The sequence below is a fragment of the Roseomonas aerilata DSM 19363 genome (assembly GCF_000711725.1).
Lineage (GTDB): Bacteria > Pseudomonadota > Alphaproteobacteria > Acetobacterales > Acetobacteraceae > Roseomonas > Roseomonas aerilata.
In genome coordinates this window covers 54844-70595 of the sequence record NZ_JONP01000015.1, presented here as the reverse complement: position 1 = coordinate 70595, position 15752 = coordinate 54844, and the positions used below count along the sequence as shown (strand labels likewise).

Annotated in this window: 14 protein-coding genes; 2 read left to right on the top strand and 12 right to left on the bottom strand. The window is 70.9% G+C overall.

The window, feature by feature from the left end:
• Positions 1-3: 3 nt before the first annotated feature.
• From phnH to phnF, 4 genes are read right to left on the bottom strand one after another with little or no spacing between them, the layout of a single operon-like run.
• Entirely contained in the window at positions 4-579 is a 576-nt protein-coding gene (gene phnH, locus BO39_RS17685; RefSeq protein WP_043835838.1) for a phosphonate C-P lyase system protein PhnH, read from the bottom strand.
• Positions 576-1046 (bottom strand): phosphonate C-P lyase system protein PhnG, encoded by a 471-nt coding sequence (gene phnG, locus BO39_RS17680; RefSeq protein ID WP_052402253.1) that lies wholly within the window; start codon positions 1044-1046, stop codon positions 576-578. The genes phnH and phnG overlap by 4 nt, the downstream gene beginning before the upstream one ends.
• Positions 1043-2212, bottom strand: a complete 1170-nt coding sequence (locus tag BO39_RS17675) for an alpha-D-ribose 1-methylphosphonate 5-triphosphate diphosphatase (protein ID WP_043835837.1) — start codon at positions 2210-2212, stop codon at positions 1043-1045. The genes phnG and BO39_RS17675 overlap by 4 nt, the downstream gene beginning before the upstream one ends.
• Positions 2199-2975, bottom strand: a complete 777-nt coding sequence (phnF, locus tag BO39_RS17670) for a phosphonate metabolism transcriptional regulator PhnF (RefSeq protein WP_043835836.1) — start codon at positions 2973-2975, stop codon at positions 2199-2201. The genes BO39_RS17675 and phnF overlap by 14 nt, the downstream gene beginning before the upstream one ends.
• 252 nt (positions 2976-3227) lie before the next feature.
• Here phnF and BO39_RS17665 point away from each other — a divergent pair, with 252 nt between their 5' ends.
• Both BO39_RS17665 and BO39_RS17660 read left to right on the top strand, forming a co-directional pair.
• Positions 3228-3902, top strand: coding sequence for an LbetaH domain-containing protein (locus tag BO39_RS17665; RefSeq protein ID WP_052402252.1), 675 nt, complete (start codon positions 3228-3230; stop codon positions 3900-3902).
• Between the two features lie 23 nt (positions 3903-3925).
• A complete protein-coding gene (locus BO39_RS17660; RefSeq protein WP_052402251.1) occupies positions 3926-5371 on the top strand; it encodes an alkaline phosphatase family protein in 1446 nt (481 codons plus the stop codon).
• 46 nt (positions 5372-5417) lie between these two features.
• On the opposite strand, the gene BO39_RS17655 is transcribed toward BO39_RS17660, so the two are convergent.
• The 8 genes from BO39_RS17655 to BO39_RS17620 all read right to left on the bottom strand — a co-directional run bounded on the left by BO39_RS17655 (position 5418) and on the right by BO39_RS17620 (position 15669).
• A complete protein-coding gene (locus BO39_RS17655) occupies positions 5418-6305 on the bottom strand; it encodes an ABC transporter permease (protein WP_156963732.1) in 888 nt (295 codons plus the stop codon).
• Positions 6305-7240, bottom strand: coding sequence for an ABC transporter permease (locus BO39_RS17650; protein ID WP_043835835.1), 936 nt, complete (start codon positions 7238-7240; stop codon positions 6305-6307). Before BO39_RS17650 ends, BO39_RS17655 begins: the two co-directional genes overlap by 1 nt.
• Positions 7240-8259: an ABC transporter ATP-binding protein gene (locus tag BO39_RS17645; protein ID WP_043835833.1), complete on the bottom strand. Its 1020-nt coding sequence runs from the start codon at positions 8257-8259 to the stop codon at positions 7240-7242. The genes BO39_RS17650 and BO39_RS17645 overlap by 1 nt, the downstream gene beginning before the upstream one ends.
• A complete protein-coding gene (locus BO39_RS17640) occupies positions 8256-9236 on the bottom strand; it encodes an ABC transporter ATP-binding protein (RefSeq protein ID WP_043835831.1) in 981 nt (326 codons plus the stop codon). Before BO39_RS17640 ends, BO39_RS17645 begins: the two co-directional genes overlap by 4 nt.
• On the bottom strand, positions 9236-10867 hold the full coding sequence (locus tag BO39_RS17635) for an ABC transporter substrate-binding protein (protein WP_043835829.1): 1632 nt from the start codon (positions 10865-10867) through the stop codon (positions 9236-9238). The genes BO39_RS17640 and BO39_RS17635 overlap by 1 nt, the downstream gene beginning before the upstream one ends.
• Positions 10867-12495 carry an ABC transporter substrate-binding protein gene (locus tag BO39_RS17630; RefSeq protein ID WP_043835827.1) on the bottom strand — a complete coding sequence of 543 codons (1629 nt, stop codon included), beginning with the start codon at positions 12493-12495 and terminating at the stop codon, positions 10867-10869. The genes BO39_RS17635 and BO39_RS17630 overlap by 1 nt, the downstream gene beginning before the upstream one ends.
• Complete coding sequence (gene pehA / locus BO39_RS17625) at positions 12492-14030, bottom strand: phosphoric/sulfuric ester hydrolase PehA (protein WP_043835825.1); 1539 nt, start codon at positions 14028-14030, stop codon at positions 12492-12494. The genes BO39_RS17630 and pehA overlap by 4 nt, the downstream gene beginning before the upstream one ends.
• Before the next feature lie 139 nt (positions 14031-14169).
• Entirely contained in the window at positions 14170-15669 is a 1500-nt protein-coding gene (locus BO39_RS17620) for a CYTH and CHAD domain-containing protein (RefSeq protein ID WP_169742778.1), read from the bottom strand.
• Positions 15670-15752: the final 83 nt, after the last annotated feature.

The window sequence follows — 15752 nt, the reverse complement described above, 5'->3', positions numbered from 1 at the left end:
GGCTCAGCCCTCCCGGATGGTGATGCTGCGCGGCAGGGCAGCCACGCAGTCGCCCGCGCAGAGGATGATGTCCACGCCGAGCGGGAAGCGCGCGCGGCTCGCCGTCCATGCCGCGAGGAAGCCGTTCGGCACGCCCTCCACCTGAAGCCGGTGCTCGCGCTCGATGCCGGGGCCGGTCAGCCGCCAACCCCGCCCCTCCGCCAGCGAGGCGACCTGCAGGATAAGCGTCGCCGCGCGCTGCGGCTCCTCGTCCGTGCCTGGGTCGAGGGAGGAGAGCGCGGGAGGCGTGCCGGTGGCGAGAGCGAAGGTGGCGGCGCCAGCGTCCTCCACCAGCGGGCAGCCGGCGTGGAACACAGCCCATTCGGCCACCTCCGCGCCGGCATCGAGCCAGAGCGGCGTCTCGGCATCCGCCAGGGCCAGCAGGACGGCACCCGCAGCTGGGGAGAGCGGCGCTGGCGGGGCCGGCGGGCGGGGCAGGCGCTGCACGCGACCAGGGCGCGCCATCGCCTCGAGCACGGCGCGGAAGGCGGATTGCGCGTCCGCGACGGGATCCGCGAAGCCGGGCAGAAGGCCGCTCATCGGGTCGTCTCCATCGCGAGGAAGCGCACGCGGGTGGCGGCGGCCTTGCGCGCCGTCGCGGCCCGGGCCTCTGTCTGCTTGGCGGCCAGGGGCTCCACCACGGCGGCCAGCAGCGCCGGGCGGCGGACGGGGTCCTGCAGGGCCGCGTCCAAGGCGGCTGCCAGCTCGGCGCCGCGCCGGTCGCGGCCGGCGAGATAGGCGTGACCGACGGTGCCGTCCTCGAGGCGCACGGCGCAGCGCGTCACCGTCATCTCGCCGAGGTTGAAGGGTGCGCCGTCACCACCGGCGCGGCCGCGCACCATCACGAGGCCGGTCTCGGGCCCCCGCAGCCGGGTGTGCGGCGGCAGCGGCGCGGTCTCCGCCAGCCGCGCCTCGATCCCCGCGGCGCCGGCACGGGCGAGGATACCCATCCAGCGGCGACGTTCGTCGTCCGCGCGGCGACGTTCGTCATTCGGTTCCGCGCTCATGCGGCCTCCGCCACCGCGTCGACCATGCCCGTCCATCCGTCGGAGTGGATCATCCGGCCGTCGCGCCAGACCGCCCGAACCCGCGGCGGCGGGGCGCCCGGCGCTTCGGAGACATCCAGCAGCACGAGGTCCGCGCGGCGTCCCGGCGCGATGACGCCGCGATCCGCGAGCCCGGCCGCGCGGGCAGGGTTGGCGGTCAGCAGCGCGATGGCCGCGTGCAGTGGCAGCCGCCCCTCCCGTACCCAGCCGATTGCGGCCGGCAGCATCGCCCCCTGGTGGTAATCTGCCGCCAGCGCATCCAGCAGCCCGGCTTCGAGTACCGCCGCCGCCGTGATGTTGCCGGTCATGGAGCGGCCACGCAGTGCGTTCGGCGCACCCATCAGGGTTGTCATCCCGGCCTCGCGGGCGGCCCGTGCCGCCTCCAGCGTGACCGGAAACTCGGAGATGGTGGCGCCGAGGTCCCGCATCAGCGCGACCTTGGCCGGCGTGTCGTCGTCATGGGAGGCGATCGGCAGGCCCTGGGCGCGGGCCAGCTCTGTTACGCTACGCGCCACCTCCCAGGCGGGCGGCACCGCCATGCGGGCGCGGGCGCGGGCCTCCGCCTCCTCTGGCGCATGGCCGTGCGCGCGGGCGGAGTAGGCGACGTACTGCTCCACGTCGCGGTACTGCCCCTGGCCAGGCGTGTGGTCCGTCAGGGAAACCATGTCCACCATCCGGCGGGCGAGAAGGTCGCGCAGCACAGGTTCCGCACGTGCATTGGTGATCTCGAAACGCGCGTGGACGCGGAGGTCGGTGCGAGCGTGGCTGCGCATCCCCGCGACCGCCTCAACCATGGCACGGGCCGTCTCCTCGCTCCGCAGCCCGCGCTTGCCCTCGGCGAAGGAAACGCCGGCATAGGCCGTGGTGACGCCCGAGGCGGCGAGGCGTGAGTCGAGGTTGCTGACGGCCACTTCCAGCGGGAAGGAGCAGTCCGGGCGCGGCTCCACCTCTTTCTCGATCATGTCGCCGTGCAGGTCGACGATGCCGGGAATGAGGGTCAGCGCACCGGGGCGATTGCCGAAGCTCGGCACCTCGATCACCTCGACGATGCACCCGTCCTCGACGCGCACGGCGCCGCGCGGGATCACGCGGTCGGTCAGGACGATCCGCAGGTCAGCGATCCACATCGGTCTTCTCCTCGCGCCCGCGGGCCTCGCCTGCCGGCGAGGGGGCGTTGTCGACCAGGAGCTGCACGCGCTCCCCGGCCCAGATGGTTTCGGAACAGGCGATCGGGACGCCGCGCAGGTCGGCATCCACCTTGCGCACCACCAGCACAGGGTGCTCGGCGGGCTGATCCAGCCACGAGGCCTCCTCGGCACCGGGAAGCCGCGTCACGATGGTGCTTCGCAGCCGGAGGTAGTCCTCAATCCCATGGGCGGCGAGAACCTCGCTGGCCCCCTGCCCCGCCTCCCAGGCCTCCAGCATCCCGGGAAAGCGCTGCGCCGGGTACCAGGCGTCCGAGAGGTTGATCGGCACGGCATCGGCGAAGCTGAGACGGAGGATGTTGAGGGCGGGCGTGCCGGGCGTCAGGCCCAGCGCCTCCGCCACCTCGGGCGGGGCGGGCAGCTCGGCCCCGCGCAGGAACCGGCCGGAGGGCTCGCGCCCCTGGTCGAGGAGGTTCCGCGAGAAGCGCGTGCGCTCCGAGAGGCGGTAATCCAGCAGCGCCGCCGGGCGGACATAGGTCCCGCTTCCCTGGAGGGTCTGCACCAGGCCTCGCGCCTGCAGGGCGGCGACGGCACGGCGCACGCTGTGCCGGCCGACGGTGAAGCGCGCCATCAGCGCCGGCTCAGGGGGGAGTCGCTGGCCCGGGCTCAGCTGCCCGTCGCGGATTTCCGCCGTCAGGCAGGTCTCCACGGTGCGCCAGTCGGAAGGGGAGGAGGTCTTCGTCATGATGTCCGGGGCGTTCCTTACCACTCATTCGAATGAATCCGTGGTGACCTCTCGATGACAAATCCGTGGCGTGTTCCACCCGCTGGCAAGGCTGCTCCGCGGGCGCTCAGTCGTCGTCAAAGCTTCACCGGACTGACGCAGGCCCGTCGCGGACCGACGCGCAGAGGACCCCGGCTCAGGCCGGTTCGACTATCCCGCCAGCGGAACGCGACCAGCGGCCAGCCACCGCCAAGCAAGGAAGGGACAGCGGCGATGCTTGAAGAGGGGCAAATCGCGTCCGGGCTGCTGCTTCCGGACCCCGACACCGCCGGCAAGTCGCTTGGCGAAGCGCCCTCGGTCCACCCGACGGCCCAGGTCCGTGACAGCCGCTTCGGCCGCTTCTGCGAGGTGGGCGCCGGAACCCGCGTGGCCGAGAGCGTCTTCGGGGACTACAGCTACGTCGCCCGCGACAGCGACATCATCTACACGGAGATGGGCCGCTTCTGCTCGATCGCGGCCGGGGTGCGGATCAATCCGGGCAACCACCCGCTGGAGCGGGTCGCTCTGAACCACTTCACCTACCGCTCCTCCGCCTACGGCCTCGGCGAGGACGACGCTGCCTTCTTCGACTGGCGCCGCTCCCACCGGGTCACGCTCGGGCACGACGTCTGGATCGGCCATGGGGCGGTCATCCTGCCCGGCGTGACGATCGGCACGGGCGCCGCCATCGGGGCGGCCGCTGTGGTGTCGAAAGATGTGCCGGACTTCGCCATCGTCGTCGGCGTCCCCGGCCGCGTGCTGCGCTACCGCTTCTCCCCGGAGATCATCGCCGCCCTCCACCGCATCGCCTGGTGGAACTGGCCGCACGAGCAGCTCGGCGAGGCGATGCACGACTTCCGCCACATGAGCGCCGAGGCCTTCTGCGCGAAGCACGATCCCAGCGCCTGATCCCTCCCGACCGGAGCCACACCTTGCCGCCCATCAATGCCAGCCGCGTCCTCATCGTCCTCTTCGACGGGCTCCGCCCCGACATGGCGACGCCGGAGCGCATGCCCGCCCTCGCCGAGTTCCTGAAGGGCGCGCGGCGCTACAACGAGTCCTCCTCGGTCTTCCCCTCCCTCACCCGCGTCTGCGCGACGACCATCGGCACGGGCCAGCCCCCGGCGGTCGCCGGTATCGTCAACAACGCCTTCCCCGATCCGGCCGCGCGTGAGGGGCGCTTCCTCGATACGTCCTCAGCAGAGGACATGCGCCGCGGCACCGCCACGCACGGCCCCGGCTTCATCGCGACCCCGCGCTTCGCCGACTCGCTCGCCGCGGCCGGCCGCCGCTTCGCCCTCGTCCATAGCGGCTCGGCTGGCGGCGCCTACCTCCTGGACCCGCGGGCGCAGGAGAACGGATCCTTCATCGTCAGCCTCTCCGGCCGCGACGCCGTCGAGACGCCGGAGGCCTGGGATCGGGTGGTGGAGCGCCTCGGGGCGCCGCCGGCATCACCCCCGAACAAGATCCCGCTGGTGGAATACGCGGCCCGCGCCATGGCGCAGGTGGTGCTGCCGGAGTTGCAACCCGACGTCGCGCTGCTCTGGCTGACGGAGCCGGACTGGTCCTTCCACTACCGCGGCATGGACGCACCCGAGACCCGCGAGGCCATGCTCGCGGCCGACCGCGCCTTCGCGAGCGTACTCGAGGCAGCCTCCCGCCTGCCGGAGGCAGAACGGATGGCAGTCATCGCCATGTCCGACCATGGGCATGTCGGCACCACCGACCGATTCGACCTCGTCGCCGAACTCGCCGCCCTCGGCGTGGAGGCGGTGCTGGACCGGCCAGGCACGGATGTCTCGGTCGCGGCGGGCACCATGTGCTGGCTCTGGCCGCGCGAGGCGGACACGGCGCGGCTGGCACGCCTCGCGGCCGCGCTGCAGGAGCAGCCATGGTGCGGCGCGGTGCTGGCGGCCGGCGGCAACGGCCTGGAGGGCCCCTTCCCCGGCACCTTCGACCTCGCACTGGTGAATGCCGACCACCCCCGCGCCGCGCCGCTCCTGATCGGGATGCGCGGCGGGCCCGAGGCCGATCCCTACGGCCTCCCCGGCCATAGCCCGATCGTCGGCAAGGACTTCCCACCTGGCGGCGGCATGCATGGCGGGCTGCACCGGCGTGAGATGGGCAATCTCATGGCGCTCTCCGTGGCCGGCATGGCGCCCGGCGACGACCTCTCGCCCGTCGGACTCGTGGACTTGGCGCCGACGCTGCTGTCGCTTCTCGGGGTCGAGCCCGTGGCGCCGCTTCCAGGGCAGCCACTCTGGGCCCCGCCGCGGACCGCGCGGGTGCTGACGACCGCCCGTGGCGAGTATCGGCAATACCTTGCTGTCGCCGGGGAGGGTCGCGGGAGCATCGTGCGGGACGGCGGCCGGCTCTAGGAGCGCCAGGGCGCCCCGGCCATCCGGCGCGGCGCCCCCCTCGCGCTCAGCGCAGGGTCGGATCCAGCCGGTCCCGCAGCCAGTCGCCCAGGAGGCTGACCGAGAGCGTCGTCAGCACGATCACCGAGGAGGGCGCCAGCAGGATCCAAGGCGCCCGCGTCAGGTACTCCCGCCCGTAGCCCACCATATTGCCGAGCGAGGTCATCGGGGGCTGCACGCCGAGGCCGAGGAAGGAGAGGCCGCTCTCCAGAAGGATGATCTCGGGGAACGCCAGCGTCATGGAGACGATGAGGGTGGAGGCAATGTTCGGCAGCACGTGCCGGCCATAAACTCGCCACGGGGAGGCGCCGAGCCCCGTCACGGCCGCCGCATATCCCTGCGAGCCCGCGCTGACCGCCAGCCCGCGCGCGATGCGGGCATAGCGCTCCCACCCGTTCAGCCCCAGCAGGCAGATGAACAGCGGCAGCGCGTTGCCGAAGAAGGCGAGCACGGCCAATGCCAGGATGAGGAAGGGCATGGAGGCCTGGAAGTCCACCAGAGCCAGCACCGCCTGCTCCACGAGCCCGCGGAAATGGGCCGCGAGGAAGCCGAGCGTCACGCCGAGCACCGCGGAGATGACCGTGGCACCAAAGGCGATCAGCAGGCTCATCCGAATGGAGGTGATCAAGCGCGACAGCACGTCCCGCCCCAGCTCGTCCGTGCCGAGCGCGTGCAGCCACACCCCGCCCATGCCCACCGGCGGCGAGAGACGGTTGCGCAGGTCCAGCGCCGTATAAGGAAAGGGGCTGAGAAGGTCGGCCGCGAAGGCCACCACCAGCATCAGCACCAGCCACAGGACCGCCAAGACCACGAGCACCGGCACGCGGGCCCGCCGCCGCGCGGGAGGGGCCCAGACAGCCGGCGCGGGCATGGCGGAGAGAGGGATATCGGACATCAGGCGGTCGCCTCCCTGGGCGCCGAGCGGAGGCGCGGGTCGAGCACCCCGTAGAGAAGGTCCACCACCAGGTTCGCGCTCACCATGGTGGCAGCGACGAGGAGAAGGATGCACTGCACCACCGCCAGATCCCGGTTGGCCACCGCCACCACCAGCAGCCGGCCGACGCCGGGCCAGGAGAAGACGCTCTCCACGACCACCGCCCCCGCGAGCAGGCTCCCGACCATGAAACCGACGATGGTGACCGTGGGGATGGCCGCGTTGGGCAGCGCGTGCCGCCGGACTGCCCGCGCCCAGGGCACGCCCTTGGCGAGCGCGGTGCGCATATAGGGCTGGCCCAGTACCTCCAGCATGGCGGAGCGGGTGAAGCGCGCCAGCACCGCGGCGCCTCCGATCCCGAGGGTGAGGACGGGCAGCACCCCGTGGCGCCAGCTCTCCTGCCCTCCGGAGGGCAGCCAGCCCAACTGCACGGCGAAGACGAGCACCAGCACGAGGCCCAGCACGAATGAGGGCACCGTAAAGCCCGCCACCGCCAGCAGCATCACCGCCCTGTCCGCGAAGGAGTTGCGATGCAGCGCCGCGTAGATCCCTGCGGGGATGCCGAGGCCGAGCTTGATTGCGAGCGCCGGCAGCGTCAGCGCGAGGGTGGCCGGAATGCGCTCCGCCACCAGCTCGATGGCAGGCCGCCCGTCCCGCATGGACTGGCCGAGATCGCCGCGGAAGATCGCCGCGAAGTAGCGGAGGTATTGCTCCCAGATCGGGTCGTTCAGCCCCCAGGCCTGGCGGAAGGCGGCGATCGCCTCCGGCGGCGCGTCGGCGGACATAATGAGTAGCGCGGGGTCGCCGGAGAGCCGCAGCACGATGAAGGCGAAGGTCACTACCAGAACCATCGTCAGTAGCGCCCGCGCAAGGCGCAGCCCGAGGAAGCGGAGCATCAGGCGGCCTCCATCGCGATCTGCGGCAACCCAGCGCCGGCAGCGGCATCGCCCTGTGCCACGTGGCATGCGACCAGCCGGCCATCCGACGGGCGCCGCTTCAGGGCCGGCACCTCCCGCGCGCAGACAGCGGCGGCGACGGCGCAGCGCGGATGGAAGGCGCAACCCGCGGGTCGCGCGGCGGGGTTAGGCGGGTCGCCCTTGAGCACGATGCGCCCGCCACGTCGTCCCGGATGGGGAATGGCGGAGACGAGGGCCTGAGAATAAGGGTGGGCGGGAGCGTGCAACACGTCGTCCGGCTCGCCCTCCTCCACCACGCGGCCGAGATACATCACGGCCACCCGGTGGCTCATCTGCCGCACCGCGCGCAGGTCGTGGCTGATGAAGAGCATGGCGACGCCCGTGCGCGCCTGCACCTCGGACAGCAGGTTCATCACCTGCGCCTGGATGGAAACGTCGAGCGCGCTGATCGGCTCGTCGCAGACGAGCAGATCCGGCGCGGTCGCCAGCGCCCGGGCGAGCACAGCACGCTGGCGCTGCCCGCCGGAAAGCTCGTGCGGAAAGCTTCGGGCATGGTCCGGCCGCAGCCCGACGCCCCGCAGAAGCGCCTCCACACGGCCGGGACGGTCTGCTCGGGTGCCGATGCCGTGGATCTCCAGCGGCTCCGCCACCTGCGTCCCGATATCGAGGCGCCGGTCCAGCGCCCCCAAGGGGTCCTGGTAGACCATCGTCATGCGCGCCCGCAGCCGCCGCCATTCCGGCGTGCCGGGCAACGGCATCCGCTCGTTGGCGAAGGCTACGCCGCCGGCATCCGGCACCTCAAGGCCCAGCACCATGCGGCCGGTCGTGGACTTGCCGCAGCCGGATTCGCCCACCAGCCCCAAGGTCTGCCCGCGCCGGAGGGTAAGGGAGACGCCGTCCACCGCCCGCACCTCCACCGGCTTGCCGAACATCCCGCGGCGCATCGTGTAGCGGCGGACGAGGTCCTGCGCGTGAAGAAGGGGTTCGTCCCCGGTCATGCTCTCATCAACTCCCGCGCGGTGCCCTCAGGCAGCGGCCGTATGCAGGCGGCCCGGTGGGCGGGTGCGACGGTCGAAAGCCGCGGCACCGCCGCGTCGCAGCCCGCCACGTGCCGCGGGCAGCGCGGGGCATAGGGGCAACCCGGCGGCATGGCCCAGGGTTCCGGCACGCCGCCGGGAATGGCGGCCAACGGCCGGCGCGGTCCGTCGATCGGCGGCAGCGCGGCAAGCAGCCCCGCGGCATAGGGATGCGCCGGCGCGGCGAAGAGGTCGGCCGCGGTCGTCTCCTCCACGATGCGCCCGGCATACATCACGCAGACGCGCTCGCAGGTCTCGGCGACCACGCCGAGGTCGTGGGAGATGAGGACGAGCGCCATGCCGGTGTCCCGCCGGATTTCCGCCAGCAACTCCAGGATCTGCGCCTGGATGGTGACGTCGAGCGCCGTGGTCGGCTCGTCCGCCACCAGCAGTTCCGGCGACCCCGCGAGGGCCATGGCGATCATCACGCGCTGGTTCTGCCCGCCCGAGAGCTCGTGCGGATAGGCATCTAGCCGCCGCCGCGCATCGGGCATGCCCACGCGGTCCAGCAGTCGCCGCGCCTCCTCCCGCGCGGCGGTGCCGGTCATGCCGCGATGCAGGGCCAGCGCCTCGGTGATCTGCCGCCCGATCCGATGGACCGGGTTAAGGCTGCTGGCCGGGTCCTGGAAGATCATGGCGATCCGCCCGCCGCGCATGGCGTCCAGCGTGGCCGCCGGCGCGTGCAGGATCTCCGCCCCATCCAGCCGTACGCTGCCGCCGACGCGGGCCTTGCCCGGCAGCAGGCCGAGCGCGGCGAGCCAAGTCACGGATTTCCCGCAGCCGGATTCCCCGACCAGCGCCACGGCCTCGCCGCGCTCGACGGAGAGGTCCACGCCGCGCAGGGCCGGTACCCCGTCGAATGCGGCCGTGAGGCCGGTGATCTCGACCAGCGGCGGCATCACGCGGCCCAGTTCCGGGCGGAAAAGTCCATGAAGAAGGACGCCCCCGCCTTCCAGGGCAGGTCCCGCCGCTTGGCGGTGAAGTTCAAGGTCTGGTGCAGCACGGTGTAGCCGGGATCCTCGCGCTCGATGATCTCGAGCATGCGGCGGAAGGCATGGCGCCGCTCATCCAGCGACATGGAGCCCTCCAGCACGGAGGAGAGGCGTCCGAACTCCTCGTTCCGCCACTCGTTGATCTGCCACTGCTGCCCCTCGGGCCCGTGCGCGCTGGTCAGGGAGGAGACGGGATCGTTGAAGGCCGCCGAATTCGACCAATCGCGTACTCCCCGCCCCGCCGCCGTGCCGGCGCCCTGGTTCGAGAGAACCTGCGGGAAGTTCTCCTTCATCTCGATGACGACGTTCAGCCCGACAGCGCGCCAGCCCTCCACGAGGATCTGCGCCGTCGGCACCTGGGCCGTGTAGTAGTTGTTCAGCAGGCGATAGGGGATCGGCTCGCCCTTGTAGCCGGCCTCACGCAGCAGGCGGTGTGCTTCGGCCGGGTCATGCCGCGGCGCCTCCCAATCCCCGATCAGCATGGGGCCGTAGAAATCGAACTGCTCGCCGCGCGGAACGGCCGCCTGCCCCGCCCAGAGCGCATCCACGATCGCCTTGCGGTCGATCGCGTGGGTGAAGGCACGGCGAACGCGGGCATCGCGGAGTTGCGGGTGGTTCTTGTCGAAGACCGTGATGCGGTGGTTCATGATCGGCCCGCCAACCACCTCGTGCCGGGCGGAGCGCTCAAAGGCGCCGATCTGGTCGGGCGGGATGTCGCAGGCGAAGTCGGCCTCGCCCGACAGGAGCATGTTGATGCGGCTCGCGACCTCCGGCACCTCCACGAAGCGGATCCCGCGGAGCGGCGGGCGGCCCCGCCAGTGGTCGTCATGCGCCACCAGCGTGAGCGACTGGTCCGGCCGGAACTCAGCGACCTTGTAGGGACCGGTGCCGACCGGCCGCCGCGCCCAGTCGAGCCAGGAGGATGCTGCCTCGAACCCTCCGCCCGAGAGAACCATCCCTGTCGTGCGCGAGAGGCGCCCCTCCAGCGCCGGATCCGCCACCTTGTTGACGAAGCGCACGGTGCGCGCGTCCACCACCTCGATCCGCTCGAAGCCGGGGTAGGTGCGCCGGGCGATGGCCGCTGCCTCCGGTGGTGGGGCCTTGCCCTGCGTGCGGCCGGGAACATTGCCGAAGAGGTTGCCGGCGGGCGCGGGATCGGGCCCCCACATGCGCTCGGGCCCGAAGGAGAAGACCACGTCCTCCGCGGTCATCTCCCGCCCGTCGTGGAAGCGCACGCCAGGGCGCAGCTCCAGCTCCAGGGTCCGGTCGTCCACCCGGCGCCAGGCAGTGGCAAGGCCGGGTTGAAGACGCAGATCGCCAAGCCAGTCCTGCTCGATCAGGGCCTCGCCGTAGGAGCCGCCGTGGCGTGTGCCCACGTTCGACTGCTCGCGCAGGGTCTCCAGCGTGTTGCTGTTGGCGATCTTCTGCACCGCCACCGTGACGGACGGCCGCTGGTCCGCCTGCGCGATGGCAAAGCGTGGCAGAACGAGCGACGCGCCGGCGGAGGCTAGCGCGGCGCGGCGCGAAAGGCGTGCCATCACCCGCCCCAATTGCCCTGGCGGAAGTCCATCGCGAAGGCCGGCGCTGCCCGCCACCTGATGTCCCGCCGCTTGGCCGTGAAGGTCGCGTTCTGGTGCAGCACGGTATAGGCGGGGTCCTCCCGCTCGGCGATCTCGAGCATGCGGCGGAAGGCGGCCTTGCGGCGCGCGCGGTCCGTCCCCGTTTCCAGCTCGACCGACAGGCGATTCAGCTCGTCGTTGCTGTACTCGCCCACCTGCTGCTGCTGGCCATTCGGCCCGTGCTGCGCCACCAGGGAGGAGACGGGATCGTTGAAGGGCGCGGAGTTGGACCAGTCCCGCACCGCGCGCGTGTCGCCGCGCTCGAGGATCTGGGACCAGTTCTCCTTCATGTCGATGGAGACGTTCAGCCCCACCTGCCGCCACATCTCCACCAGGACCTGCGCGGTGGGCGTCTGGTTCGTGTAGTAGTTGTTCAGAAGGCGGTAGGGGATCGGCGCGCCCCGGTAGCCGGCCTCGCGCAGCAGCCGCCGCGCTTCCGCCGGATCATAGCGCGGCACCTCCCAGTCGGAGATGAGCATCTCCCCGTAGTAGTCGAACTGCAACCCGCGCGGCACGATCGTTCGGCCGCCCCAGAGGCTGTCCACGATCGCCTTGCGGTCTATGGCATGGGTGAAGGCGCGGCGCACGCGGGCGTCGCGCAGCTGCGGGTGGTTCTTGTCGAAGCAGGTGAGCCGGTGGTTCAGGATGGTGCCGCCCTGCACCTCGTAGGCCCGGTCGCGCTCGATTCCGTCGATCTGGTCGGGCGGGATGTCGCAGGCGAACTGGACCTCCCCCGTGCGAAGCATGTTGATGCGCGCCGGCACCTCCGGCACCTCGAGGAAGCGGATCTGCCGCAGCGGCGGGCGCCCGCCCCAGTACTCGTCATGGGCCACGAGCGTCAGCGAGTGGTCCGGGCGGAACTCCACGACCTTGTAGGGGCCGGTGAGGACGGGCTTGCGCGCCCAGTCGAACCAGCCGGCGGCTTCCTGATAGGCGCGCCGCGAGATGACCTCGCTGCCGAAGCGCGAAAGGCGCCCCTCCAGCGTCACGTCGGGCGTCGCGTTGTGGAAGCGCACGGTGCGCGCATCCACCACCTCCACGCGCTCCAGCGCGGGCCAGGAGCGGCGCGCGACGCCGGTCACCTCCGCCGGCAGCTCGCGCTGCGCGGGGGAAGGGATGACGTCGCCCCGGATGGAGATGGTGCGGCCCTGCGCGGTCGGTTGGGTATCGCCGAACATGCGCTCCCGCCCGAAGGAGAAGGCCACGTCCTCGGCCGTCATGATGTCGCCGTTGTGGAAGCGCACGCCGTCGCGAAGCGTCACCTCCACCACGCTGTCCGAGATCCGGCGCCAGCTCGTCGCGAGGGCGGGCACGGTCTTCAGCTCGTTCAGCCAGTCGCGGCCGATCAGCGGCTCCCAGAGGGAGGAGAAGAAGATCCGCTCGCCGACGTTGGACTGCTCGCGCAGCACCTCCAGCGTGTTGCTATTGGAAATTTTTTGCACGGCGATGGAGATAGAGGGCCGCTGATCCGCCTGGGCGATGGCGAAGCGCGGTAGCGAGGCCGCTGTGGCGGCCCCGAGAAGCAGGTTGCGGCGGGAGGCGATCATGATGCGCGTTCCTCGAGGCCTTGGGGGGTCGCACGGAAATGGGTCAGCGTCCGCTCGGCATGGGACATGCGGTGCGACAGGGCACGCTGCGCGTAGTCGCGCACCACCGCGGCATGGGCGGGGTCGGCGGCCAAGTCGGTGAAGCAGTGCGGGTCCTTCTCAAGGTCGAAGAGAAGGGGCGGAAGCGCGGCGAAGTGGACGTACTTCCAACGCTCGTCCTGCACCACACAGAGCGAGCAGTCGTCCATGGAGAGGCCGAGATCATCCTCGGGGCGAGAGTAGAAGACGTCCCGAAAGTCATACTCGTAGAACAGATGCTCGCGCCACTTCGCGGGCCTTTCGCCAGCGATGAGCGGCAGCAGCGAGTGACCGTCGCAGGCGCGCGGGGCCTCGCCGCCCAGCCACTCGAGGATCGTCGGCATCACGTCCACGCTCTCGGTAAAGGCATGCTCAATGCGGCCAGCCGCCTCTGGCGCGTCGGGATCCTTGATCACCAGCGGGATGCGGAAGCTCTCATCGTGGTACCCGACCTTACCGAGCAGGTAGTGGTCGCCGAGCTGCTCCCCGTGGTCGGAGGTGAAGACGACAAGCGTGTCCTTCCACTGCCCCGTTTCGTCGAGATGCGCGATCACCTGGCCGAGCGCCGCGTCCACCTCGGAGATCATGCCGCTATAGGTGGCGCGCATCTGGGCGACGGCGCCTGGGTCCAGCTCCGTCGCGGCGCCGCCGGCACCGTGGAAGAAGGAGCCCTGGCTGATACCGCGAAGGTAGAAATCCACCAGCGGGTGCTGCGCCGCTTCCTCCTGCCAGGTGGCGGCGCGGCGCAGCGGAGGCATGCTCTCTGGCCGGTACATCGCGTGATAGGGCGCGGGCGCGATAAAGGGCGGGTGCGGGCGGTAATAACCGAGATGGAGGAACCACGGCTTGCCGTTGCGCCCCTTGAGATAGGTCAGCGCCCGCTCGGTGAAGTAGGCGGTGTCGGAGAGCTCGGCGGGGATGCGGCTCGGTCGTGCCGTGACGCCGGGGAGGTGGTCCTCGCCCTCGGGCAGCCAGATGTCCTCGCGGTTCTGGGGCAGCGCGTAGCCCTTCTGAGCCAGCCAGCCGAAATAGCCGTCCATGCTCGGCTCGAAGGCGCCGACGGCCCGGAAGCCGTCCATGAGGTCGCCGAGCGTGGTGAAGCGTGGGTCCAGGCGCCCGGTCGTGCGCGGGTCCGGCGTGGTGGTGGTGTAGCCGATCAGCGCCGGGTCGTAGCCGATGCGGCGCAGCTCCTTCGCCAGATTACTGTGCCTGGCATCGAGCGGCACTGTGTTCTGCACGGCGCGGTGGTTCATCAGGTACAGGCCCGTCAGCAGGCTCGCACGCGCGGGGCCGCAGGGGACGGTGTTCGTGATGTGGTTGCGGAAGGTCACTCCCTCTCGGCAGAGCCGGTCGAGGTTCGGTGTCTTCAGGAAGTCGGCACCGAGCGCGGGTACGAAGTCCGCACGCCACTGGTCGACGACAACAAGCAGAACATTCCGTGGCTGTTTGGCGGGCATGGGGCGGTGTGGGGGCTCTCGTGGGCGAGCGGCGCTCTAGCCGCTGATCCACGACAGGCTGAAGTCATCCGGATGTCACTCCTGTGTCACCCACCCTAGCTGCTGCATCTGCTCGGCGACGCGCCTGTCGCAAGCTGTCCTATCTGACCGGCCTCGGCAGCTCTGCGTCGCGGAAATTGCGCCATCCCTTCCGAAGATCGTGGCGTGCCTCCTCCCGGCGCTCCTCAGCCGAGCGGTGCAGCGCCATGACCGCCGACCGCAGGGCCGGGTTCTCCTGTGCAAGCCGATCGGCCAGGGAGATGGCCGCCACGGCATCATTCAACCCGCCCAGCTTCTCCTGCAGGCGCTTGCAGTGTTGCAGGTAGGCTGAAACGCGCTTTTCCTTGTGGAGAGAGGCCATGAACTCCACCCCGTAGCGGAGCTTCTTCAGCGCCTTGCGGAGTTCGTGTAGCTCAGCCTCGGAGCGGCGGCGGATGTGCCGACCGCGGCGCCGCGCCGTCCGGGCCAGCCTCTCCAACAACTCGGGAGCCAGGTGCCGCAGCGGCTCCGCGAGCCGGCCGCCATCCGCCTCGCCGGAAAGGGCGGCTGGATCCTCCGCCCAGCTCGAGAGGCGGAGGACGAGCCGGGTCATGGCAGGGCGCCCCAACTCCTCCGCCAACCTTCGATGCGCCGCCTGCCGTTCAGCCTCCGCCGCGGCGCGCAATTCATCCCTCGCCGGCGGATCTATCCCCGGCAGCGTCTCGGTGACAAACACGTCCCAGTCGCGCGCCGCACCGAGGATGCCTGCCAAGTCCCGCAGCTCCGAAGTGAAACGCGCTTCCGGCTCGGCTGCCAGGCAGGGGCGGAAGAGCGCCAGGAGGGCACGCAGCCTGCGGGTAGCGACACGCATCCCGTGCACCCCCTCCATGACGCCAGCTCCCGCCGCCGGCTGGTGAGCCAGGAGCGAGCCAAGGAGCATCGCTGCGATCCGGCGGAAAGCCTCGGCCGCGATGATGTCCCGCGGAAGGTCGATGTCCTCGCCCTTCCCTCCGTCGCGTGCCTCGCCGGTCACCAGCCGCCATCCGCGGTCGGATTTGCTCTCGGTGCCGAGGACGAGGCCGAACTCCGCCTGCAGCCGCTCCGCCAGGCGGTAGAGGGCCCCTGCGTCCCCTTCCTTCAACTCCAGCTCAAGCTCTCGGATGGGTTCGGTGCGCTCGCCGGCGTGCAGGCTTCCCTCATCCACCGTGATCTCGATGGTAGCTCCCTCGTAACGAAGCCGCCTCAGGGTGCGGACAACCTCCGCCGTGAAGACAGCGCCCAATGCGGTTTCCGGCACGGGGAGCGGCGTTTCCTTCAGACGCCCCGGCTCGGGCTTGTCTCCTTTGACGCGCCACTCCCACTCCCCTCGCCCGAAGGGGCCGCCCTGCCCGCGGAGCTTGAGCGTCTGCACGCACCCTGCCCCGTTGCGGCGGAGGCGGAAGCTGGCACCGGCGCGGGCGAGGGCACGATCCGCCGTGTCGAAATAGGTAGCTACCTGTCGCGAGGGCGGCTTCACGGTGCATCCGTGGAACAGCGGATGCCCGTCGAGCCCGGCCGGGACCTGTTCCGGCAGGAGGAATTTAACTTCGGTCTCAGTAGCTTGGGATACGGTAGCGATCATGGTGCGCTCAAACGTTGCCTCCGGCGCGGCTGTTGCCGACGGATCGCGGAAGTTCATAAAAACTTAACTGAAACCCTGGGGTT

Bases quoted from the DNA above. Each gene is read 5' to 3' on its own strand.
- pehA (WP_043835825.1), bottom strand. From the start codon at position 14,030: ATGCCCGCCAAACAGCCACGGAATGTTCTGCTTGTTGTCGTCGACCAG.
- BO39_RS17635 (WP_043835829.1), bottom strand. From the start codon at position 10,867: ATGGCACGCCTTTCGCGCCGCGCCGCGCTAGCCTCCGCCGGCGCGTCG.
- phnG (WP_052402253.1), bottom strand. From the start codon at position 1,046: ATGAGCGCGGAACCGAATGACGAACGTCGCCGCGCGGACGACGAACGT.
- BO39_RS17665 (WP_052402252.1), top strand. From the start codon at position 3,228: ATGCTTGAAGAGGGGCAAATCGCGTCCGGGCTGCTGCTTCCGGACCCC.
- BO39_RS17645 (WP_043835833.1), bottom strand. From the start codon at position 8,259: ATGACCGGGGACGAACCCCTTCTTCACGCGCAGGACCTCGTCCGCCGC.
- BO39_RS17630 (WP_043835827.1), bottom strand. From the start codon at position 12,495: ATGATCGCCTCCCGCCGCAACCTGCTTCTCGGGGCCGCCACAGCGGCC.
- phnF (WP_043835836.1), bottom strand. From the start codon at position 2,975: ATGACGAAGACCTCCTCCCCTTCCGACTGGCGCACCGTGGAGACCTGC.
- BO39_RS17640 (WP_043835831.1), bottom strand. From the start codon at position 9,236: ATGCCGCCGCTGGTCGAGATCACCGGCCTCACGGCCGCATTCGACGGG.
- BO39_RS17675 (WP_043835837.1), bottom strand. From the start codon at position 2,212: ATGTGGATCGCTGACCTGCGGATCGTCCTGACCGACCGCGTGATCCCG.
- phnH (WP_043835838.1), bottom strand. From the start codon at position 579: ATGAGCGGCCTTCTGCCCGGCTTCGCGGATCCCGTCGCGGACGCGCAA.
- BO39_RS17620 (WP_169742778.1), bottom strand. From the start codon at position 15,669: ATGATCGCTACCGTATCCCAAGCTACTGAGACCGAAGTTAAATTCCTC.
- BO39_RS17655 (WP_156963732.1), bottom strand. From the start codon at position 6,305: ATGTCCGATATCCCTCTCTCCGCCATGCCCGCGCCGGCTGTCTGGGCC.
- BO39_RS17650 (WP_043835835.1), bottom strand. From the start codon at position 7,240: ATGCTCCGCTTCCTCGGGCTGCGCCTTGCGCGGGCGCTACTGACGATG.